The sequence below is a fragment of the Allobosea sp. Root381 genome (assembly GCF_001429395.1).
Taxonomy (GTDB): Bacteria; Pseudomonadota; Alphaproteobacteria; order Rhizobiales; family Beijerinckiaceae; genus Allobosea.
Genome location: NZ_LMJT01000015.1, coordinates 79,062 through 87,985 on the forward strand (window position 1 = coordinate 79,062; position 8,924 = coordinate 87,985).

The window sequence follows — 8,924 nt, forward strand, 5'->3', positions numbered from 1 at the left end:
GCGGCTCAGCGGGGGTTAAGCTAGCCCTTGAGCATACCGGCGGCGGCCAGCGCTGCGCTCAGCATTGCTGCGCCGCCGAGCCGCGTCAGGATCTGGGCCGGCGCCATCAGCTGCAGGCGACGGCCTGCGGTGAGGACCGCGACGGTGCCGGTCCCGCCCATGGCGGCCCGGGTCAAGGCCAGTATCGTGGCGTCGGTCGCCGGAAACCCCAGGCTGCGGGCCATGATCGCGCCGCCCAATGCAAGGCCGCCCACGGCGGCGATGACAGGGAGCAGCTTCGCCGGGGCGAGGCCTTCGACGAAGGCGCCCCAGGGCGTGAACAAGGCGCCCGCGATGAAAAGGACGGGATAGATCAGGACCGGCACGACCAGACGATAGAAGGCGACGATGCCCGCCCTGGCGCGGCCGGTCAACGGATCCGCCAGGCGGAGGGCCGTCGCGAGCAGCAGGACGACGAGGGGAGACGGCCAGTCGGCCGCCAACCCGATCTGCCCGGCCGCGAGATGGAGCGCGAGGAGCGCGACGAGCCCGAGCGCGAGATTACCGGAAGAGCGGCCATCGTCATCGCGCGTCGGCAACAAGCTCTGCGCTGGCTGCACGCCACATTCCGCCAGCGGTTCCGGTTGTCTCCGGCCGACGACACCGGCCAGCAGCATGGCGAGCAGGTTCCCCACGATCAGCGGCGGCATCATGCGCGCGAGCAATTCGTCTTTCGCGACCCCGAAAGCCTCGCCATAGCCGAGCGAAAGCGGGATCGCGCCGGCGCTGATGCCACCGGACATGACCGGCGCGACCACGAGGAGCAGCGTCTCTACGACGGATTGACCGAGGAGCAGCGCGAATGCGGCGGTGCAGGCCACGGCCGCCACGGTCGCGACCATCATCAGGACGAGCAGGCGCAGGGCACCGGACGGGAGCGAGGCGCGATCGACGCTCATGACGCTCCCGGCGATGAGCACGGTCACATAGAACGGCACGCCGTCGATCGCTTCGAGCATTCCGCGCAGGGCGGCCGCGCTGCCTTCCGGGATGACATGCGTCCAGGCGAGCCAGGACGGCAGCAGGATCGCCAAGGCCGTCCCGAGGCCCGTCGCCCGCAGGAAGGCGATGCGCCGGGCGAGCTCTCCAAGTGCGATACCGCCGACGATCGGGAACAGCAGGCCGCCGATCAGGGGCGCCTTACCGGGGGCAGCAAGCGATCCCGCCAGGGCGACGACGAGCACAAGATAGAGCGGCAAGGGAACGGAGCCGATGCGGGCTGCCGCGACCTCGCGCATGATGCTGCCTCCTGTCCGTCGCCAGATTGATCGAGGCGGTTTCAGCGTCTCGGGCGCGAAGCTCCCGGGCGATCCCTTGTGAGGCTATGCGGGCTGCAAGCGCAAGCGCCGGACGACGCTGCGCTCGATGCCTGCGCTATCGGCGGGATGGCCGCGCCGCGGCCGAAGATCGCGGCGGCGGGGCGCCAGTGTTGCCGGGAGCGTTTCAGCGCCCGGCCAAACAGGCGTCTTCCTCAGGCGGCCGGACGCGCCAGCTCGCCGAGGCGGGCGAAGTTCGCCAGGCTGACCAGATGCGCGTGGATCGGCAGCACATAGCCCTTGCGCTTGAGCTCGAGCCAGGCCTCGTCGGGCAGCGCGTCGAGACGCTCCGCGCTCAGCGCCGAGAAGCCGGAGAAGTTCGAGCTCGTGCCGTCGGGCGCGCGGATCTCGACATTGATCGACTGGAACAGGTCGAGTTCCTTGAGGGCGGCGGTGAAGGCCGTCGTCGCCTTGGCGGCTTCCGCGTATTCGGCGACGAAGCCGATGATGTTCCGCAGTGCCTCGGTGGGTTCGCCATCCTCGCCGAAAAGACGCTCGCCCTCCTCATCCTGGAGCCCGGCGAAGCCGCCATCGATGCAGATGACCTGCTGCTCGGCCGAGACATCGCCGCCGATGAACGGGTAGCGCCGCAGATAGGCCGGCGCATGCAGCCCACGCCAGCGGCCGTCGGCGTCGACGAAGCAGCCCTCGCCGGCGCGCATCCCAACCATGAAGAGCGGCGTGATGCTGCCCGGCTCCTCCAGGAACAGGATCGGCATGTCGCGGCAGCCGGGCGCGAATTCCGCCAACAGCGCCGGCAGGACATGGGCTCCGGCCGCAAAGGCGTAAGGCTTGCTGGTGGGCGCAAGCCTTGCCTGCCGGTGCGTGTTCCGGTCGAGTACGGCGATGCTGGAATAGAAGAGCGGAAGAGGGGCCATGATCCAGTCCTGACAAAGTAAGCTCAGATGCTCTTGCGCAAGGTGAGCCGGAAATAAAGTTCGACATCGCGCTGCGCCGCCGAGACGCGCTCGAGCGGCCGCCCGATGCCACCCTCGAACGAAGCCCAGTCGGTCGGCCGCCAGATCAGGCCGGCTCCGACGGAGGTCGCGCGCATGCTGTCGATGACGCTCGGATAGGTGATGCCATGGTCGAGGAAGACGAAAGCTTCAAGCTGATTCAGCGGCTCGGGTAGAAGATAATGCAGCTCAGCCTGGCCGTAGAACCCTGAATCGCCGAAGGCGGCGCCGATCGGATAGCCGCGCACTGTCGTCGGCCCGCCGATCTGGAAGATCTGGTCGCCTGGCAGCTGCTTCTCGCCGGTATATTGCCAGGCGCCGACGAGCGAGCCGTAAACATTTTCGTTGATGCGCCAGATCGACGCGGTGTTGCCGGTCAGGATGGTGTAGTTGCGGTTCTGCCCGAGAAGCTTGTCCTCGCGCGCGACCTGCGACCAGTTCGCCGTCGAGCTGTGGTTGATGCCGGCCAGGGTGAGGTTCAGGGAGAGCCCCGCCTGCACGCGGGTATAGCTGCTGTCGACTGTTGCAGTGTCGAGCTGCTTGCTGCGGCCACGGCCGGTGCCGAGCGCGCCGGTGGCCTGCAGCAGGACCGTATCGGTGGCGAAGATCGGCTGCGACAGGGTCAGCGAGGCGCTCTCGGAGATGCCGTCCGGCCGCAATTCGCGGATGGCTCCATTGACGATCCGATAGGCCGATCGGGTGAAACTCGCGCCGAGCCGCGTGCCCCAGGCCGAGACCGGAAGCGTGTAGCTGCCACTGCCGAGAATGCTGCCCCGTGCCCGCGAGCCGTAGAGGACGAGCCGGTCGTCGATGCCGAGAAGATTATGATGGCGCAGGAACAGGATGCCCTGGTAGCGCCCGGTCGAGAGCACGCCCTGATTGTCGTACGAAAGCTGGACGACGTTGCGCGGCGGCTCGGTGAGCGCGAGATCGACATCGGTCAGCCCGAAGCTCGCGCCGGCGCCGAGTTGGGCCCTGATCTGCAGCTCGTTGATACGGTTGAAGACCGAGACGGTGCGGTTGAGGGCGGGCGCGTCGACGACCTCGCCATCGGCGATCGGCACCTGCGAGCGGGCATACCACGGCCATGTCTGGACAGCGCCGGTGACGGAGACCTTGCCGACGCGCCCTTCGACCAGCTGGATCCTCAGAACGCCACCGTCGAGCTTCTGCGGTGGCAGCACGGCGCTGGCGGTGATCTGGCCCTTCTCGGCATAGAGATCGTTGACGGATTGCACGATCTGCCCGATCCCGGCGAGGTCGACGCGGCGCCCGACATGGCGGGTCCGGATCGCATCGAGCTCGGCCGCATCCAGGAAACGGGATTCGCTGAACTCGATCCGGGTCAGCAGGACGCTGGCGCCGCCGGCGGGGAATTCCAGCCTCGGCCCCACAGGCGGGGCGACCACGGCTGGGCCGCGTTGGCGCTGCGGTGCCGTCTGGCGCTCGATCTCCAGCCGCTGCCGCTCGGCCTCGTTCTCTATGGTCTGCGACACGATCTGGGCCCGCGCCGGGCCGGCGAGGAAGCCGGCGGCGAGACCCAGGGCCAGACAGGCGGCAGCAAGACTCGATTGGCTCAAGGCTGACCCTCGACGCCATCGAGATTGACGAGCGGCCCCGACGGCCGCCCGACAGCGGCGGTCGTCGCGGGAGCGTCCGCGGCAATCCGCCAGCGGCCGTCCTCGCCCAGCACGAAGCGCCGCGCGATCTCGCCGAGGGAAAGCCCGCTCGGCAGCAGGGTTCCAAGCCGCGCCATGTCGCGAACCAGGGAGGTGCCGAAGCTGGGCGGAATGTCGACCACGTCGGAATCGAAGTCGATGATGAAGGCGTCGGTGGCCAGCCTGGCGCCGTTGACGGTGAGATAGAACGGGCGGCTCTTCGGGAAAAGCTGGGCGTCGTAGCCGTTGACCGGCGCGAGGCTGCGATTATTGGCGAAGATCGTCATGATCGGCGTGCGCAACGTCATGGCGCCGGGAACATCGGCCCTGATGATATGGAACGTTGCCGCGGTGGTGGCGAGCCTGCTGTCGCGCGCGGCGAAATTGCCGATCCGGACGCGCGGAGCGTCTATCGCGAGATCGACGCTCTCGGCCACGGCGCTGCGCGAGCCGCCGATGTCGAGCGCCAGCGGCAGGCTGCCGCCGCTCGGGAGCTGGACGATGTCGGCGGCGATCCGCGTGCCCAGGATCGTGATGCTGGCGCCGGCGCCGAAGCGGCCGAGCCGGACCTCGTCGGGCGCGCTGATCGAGGCGCTCAGCGCCGCGCCATGGCCGATATCGATGGAGCCCTGTCCGCTGATGCCCGCGAGCAGCGTCATGATGTCGGCCGCGGCGATGCGCTCGCCGCGGATCGAGCCCGCGGTAGAGAGGGCCATCGAGCCGTTCGAGGTCAGCGTACCGAAATCGATTCCGGCCTGGGCCGAGAACAGGTCGAGATCGCCGCCGATGGAGGCCTCGGTCACCTTCAGCGCGCCGATAGCGTCGATCTCGGTCAGGCCCTCGCTCCTCAGCCGGGCCAGCGTCACGCTTCCCGCGACAAGGCGCGCGTCCCCGGCGCTATCGAGCGTCTCGGCAAGGATCGCTCCATTCGCAGCGGCGAGCCGGAGACCGCTTGCCCCTGCGGTCAGACTGCCGATGCGCAGCGTGCCGCCGGAATTGGCCGTGGCAGCGCCGTAAATCCGCGCCGTGCCGAGCGTCTGGTCGCCGCCGGAGTGCAGGCCGGCATCACCGCGGGCGTCCAGCGCTGCGATGGCGAGTGGCCCCGTCGGGGCGCTCGCGGAGACGCCGCGCGCTGCAAGCGAGGCGATGGTCACCGCGCCATAGCTCGAGACAGCCGCATCGCCGGCGATGTCGAGGCGATCCGCCGCGATGCCGGCATGGTGGGAGATCAGCGCCAGCCCTTGGCCGGTCGTGACGTCGCCCAGTACGACGAAGCCGCCCGCCTCGACCAAGCCGCTTCGACCGGCGGCCACCGTGTCGATGTCGATCTCCCCCGCTGCCGAGCGGACCGTGAGATCGTCTCCGGCGGTCGCCGAACCGAGGCTGACGGGTCCGTGGGCGGCGAGGGTAAGGGCATCGCCGGCGCTCAGCCGGGTCGCCTCGACCGAGCCGACGGAGAGCGTGAGCGTGCCGTCGCGGGCTTCCGCCATGGTGAAGCGAGCAGCGCCGCCGGCCTGGATGGTGACGTTGGTTCCGGCCGTGACCGTCGTGACATCGATCGCTCCGGCTGCATTCACCAGCAGCGCCGCCGCGGCCGAGAGCCCGGTCGCAATCACGTCTCCGGTCGTGGAGGAGACCGAGAGACCACCCGCTCTGATGGTCGCGGCTCCGAGCGTGACGGTGCCAGATGCCGAGAGGGCCGACCTGCTCCCCGCGTCGAGGCCGCCGATGGCCAGCATGCCGCCATTGGCCGCGACGGCGGTCGCGCCGCCGGCGCTCAGCGCATGCGTGATCGCGATGCTGGTCGCGGCCGTCACGGTCGCGTCGCCCGAGGTTGCGACCGAAGTCGCACTGATGCCGGCGCCACTCGAGGTGATGACGAGGTTGCCTGCGGCGGTCGTGGCACCGCCGAGCATGATGGCGCCGGAGGCGGAGAGGGCGGAGTTCGCACCGGCCTGGAGGTTGGCGATACCCAGGGTATTGCCGGTGGCGGTGGCTGCTCCGCCTGCAGTCAGGGAATTCGTGACCGAGATCGCGTGAGCCGCGGTCAGGTTCGCATCCCCGGCGACGCTCAGCGTGGCCGCCGTGATTCCGCCCGTGATTGAGGTGACGGCGAGGTTGCCKGCCGAGAGGGCGGCGCTTGCACCGACCGCAAGGTTGGCGATGTCGAGCGTGCCACTTGACGTGGTGGCGTTGACCGAACCGCCGGCGATCAGCGAGCCGGTAAGGGCGATGAAGGTGGCCGCGGTCAGGTTAGCGTTGCCGGCGACGTCGAGGGTCGCAGCGGTGATACTGCCTCCGGTCGAAGTGATCGAGAGATCGCCGGCGGTGGTGGTGGCGCCGCCGAGCGTGATCGCATCGCCGGCCGAGAGCCTTGAATTCGTACCAAATTCAAGGCTGGCGATGTTGAGGGTGCCGCTGGTGGCGGTCACATTGCCGGCGTCCCCGGTTGTCAGTGCGGTCGTGACGGAAATCGCGGTGGCGGCAGTTAGGTTAGCGTTGCCGGCGACGTCGAGGGCCGCAGCGGTGATGCTGCCTCCGGTCGAAGTGATCGAGAGATCGCCTGCGGTGGTGGTGGCGCCGCCGAGCGTGATCGCATCGCCGGCCGACAGCGTCGAACTCGCGCCGGCCTCAAGGTTGGCGATGTCGAGGGTGCCGCTAGTCGCGGTGGCGTTGGCCGCACTGCCCGCGATCAGTGAGGTCGTGACGGAGATCGCGCTCGCGGCTCTCAGGCTTGCTGTGCCGGCAATATCAAGGGTTGCAGCAGCGATGCCCGCGCCAGTCGAGGTGACGGCAAGATTGCCCGTGTTGGTGGCGGCGCTGCCGAGCGTGACCGCGCCGCCGGCCGAGAGTGCCGAACTCGCACCGGCTACGAGGCTGGCGATGTCGAGGCGGCCGCCGGTGGCGGTGGCGTTGGCCGCGCCGCCGGCTGTCAGTGAGGTCGCGATGGAAATGGCCGTGGCAGCCGTCAAGTCGGCATTACCGGCAACGTTCAGCACGGACGCCGTGATGTTGGCCGCGGTCGAGACGATGGAGAGATCGCCAGCGGTGGTCGTGGCATCGTCGAGCGTAACCATACCGCCGGCCGAGAGCGTCGAGCTCGCACCGGCTACGAGGCTGGTGATACTGAGCGTGCCGCTCGTGGCGATCATGTTGGCTGCGCCACCGGCAATCAGCGAGCCCGATACGGAGACGAAGCTCGCGGCGGTCAGGTTTGCGCCGCCGGCGACGTTGACGGCCGCGGCGATGATGCCCCTGGCCGAAGTGACGGCAAGATTACCCGCGGTCGTGGCAGCGCTGCCGAGCGTGATTGCATCGCCCGCCGACAGCATCGAACTCGCACCGGACTGGAGGCTGCCTATATCGATCGCGCCGCTCGTGGCGGTGGCATTGACCGCGCCGCCGGCGGTCAGGGAGCTCGTGACCGAGATCGCAGTGGCGGCGGTCAGGCCCGCATCGCCGGCGACGTCGAGGGTTGCGGCGATTATGCCGGCGCCAGTCGAAATGACGGCAAGGTTGCCCGCGGTGGTCTTGATATCGCCGAGCGTGACCACGCCGGATCCGGAGACGGCAGAGCCTGCACCGGCCCTGAGACTGGCAATGTCGAGGGTGCCGCTCGTGGCGGTTACGTTGGCCACACCGCCGGCGGTCAGCGCGGTCGAGACCGAGATCGCGGTGGCGGCGGTCAGGTTCGCGGTACCGGCGACGTTCAGCGTGGCCGCGCTGATGTTGGCGCCCGTCGAGGTGATCGAGAGATCGCCTGCGGTGGTGGTGGCATCGCCGAGCACGACGGTGCCGGAAGCGGAGAGGGCGGAGCCTGCACCGGCCTCAAGGCTGGCGATACCAAGCGTGCCGTTTGCGGCGGTTGCGTTCGCCGCGCCGCTGGCAGTTAGGGCGTTTGTCACCGAGATCGCGGTGGCGGCGGTCAGGTTCGCGGTACCGGCGACGTTCAGCGTGGCCGCGCTGATGCCGGCCCCGGTCGAGGTGATCGAGAGATACCCAGCGGTGGTCGTGGCATCGCCCAGGGTGATCGCGCCGGATGCGGAGAGGGCGGACCCTGCACCGGCTACGAGGCCGGCGATACCAAGCGTGCCGCTCGCGGCGATCACGTTGGCTGCGCCACCGGCAATCAGCGAGGCCGATACGGAGACGAAGCTGGCGGCGGTCAGGTTCGCGCCGCCGGCGACGTTGACGGCCGCGGCGATGATGCCCCTGGCCGAAGTGACGGCAAGATTGCCCGCGGTTGTGGCAGCGCTGCCGAGCGTGATCGTATCGCCCGCCGAGAGCATCGAACTCGCACCGGACTGGAGGCTGCCAATATCGATCGCGCCGCTCGTGGCGGTGGCATTGACCGCGCCGCCGGCGGTCAGGGAGCTCGCGACCAAGATCGCGGTGGCGGCGGTCAGGTTCGCGGTACCGGCGACGTTCAGCGTGGCCGCGCTGATGTCGGCGCCGGTCGAGGTGATCGAGAGATCGCCTGCGGNGATCGCGGTGGCGGCGGTCAGGTTCGCGGTACCGGCGACGTTCAGCGTGGCCGCGCTGATGTCGGCGCCGGTCGAGGTGATCGAGAGATCGCCTGCGGCGGTGGTGGCATCGCCGAGCACGACGGTGCCGGATGCGGAGAGGGCGAAGCCTGCACCGGCCTCAAGGCTGGCGATACCAAGCGTGCCGCTGGCGGCGGTGACGTTCGCCGCGCCGCCGGCAGTTAGGGCGTTTGTCACCGAGATCGCGTGAGCCGCGGTCAGGTTCGCATCCCCGGCGACGCTCAGCGTGGCCGCCGTGATTCCGCCCGTGATTGAGGTGACGGCGAGGTTGCCTGCGGCGGTCGTGGCATCGCCGAGCGTGACGGCGCCGGAGGCCGAGAGGGCGGCGCTTGCACCGACCGCAAGGTTGGCGATGTCGAGCGTGCCACTTGACGTGGTGGCGTTGACCGAACCGCCGGCGATCAGCGAGCC

General features: G+C 69.3%; 3 protein-coding genes. All 3 read right to left on the reverse strand.

Annotation, left to right across the window (positions count from 1 at the left end):
* Window positions 1-20: 20 nt before the first annotated feature.
* Window positions 21-1,277, reverse strand: a complete 1,257-nt coding sequence (locus ASE63_RS14560; protein WP_056802277.1) for a 2-hydroxycarboxylate transporter family protein — start codon at window positions 1,275-1,277, stop codon at window positions 21-23.
* A 233-nt stretch (window positions 1,278-1,510) separates the two neighbouring features.
* Window positions 1,511-2,233 carry a SapC family protein gene (locus tag ASE63_RS14565; RefSeq protein ID WP_056802280.1) on the reverse strand — a complete coding sequence of 241 codons (723 nt, stop codon included), beginning with the start codon at window positions 2,231-2,233 and terminating at the stop codon, window positions 1,511-1,513.
* A 23-nt stretch (window positions 2,234-2,256) separates the two neighbouring features.
* The gene (locus tag ASE63_RS14570) at window positions 2,257-3,891 is read right to left on the reverse strand and encodes a ShlB/FhaC/HecB family hemolysin secretion/activation protein (RefSeq protein WP_056802282.1); all 1,635 of its coding nucleotides are present in this window, start codon (window positions 3,889-3,891) and stop codon (window positions 2,257-2,259) included.
* Between the last annotated feature and the right edge of the window lie 5,033 nt (window positions 3,892-8,924).

Bases quoted from the DNA above. Each gene is read 5' to 3' on its own strand.
- ASE63_RS14565 (WP_056802280.1), bottom strand. From the start codon at position 2,233: ATGGCCCCTCTTCCGCTCTTCTATTCCAGCATCGCCGTACTCGACCGG.
- ASE63_RS14560 (WP_056802277.1), bottom strand. From the start codon at position 1,277: ATGCGCGAGGTCGCGGCAGCCCGCATCGGCTCCGTTCCCTTGCCGCTC.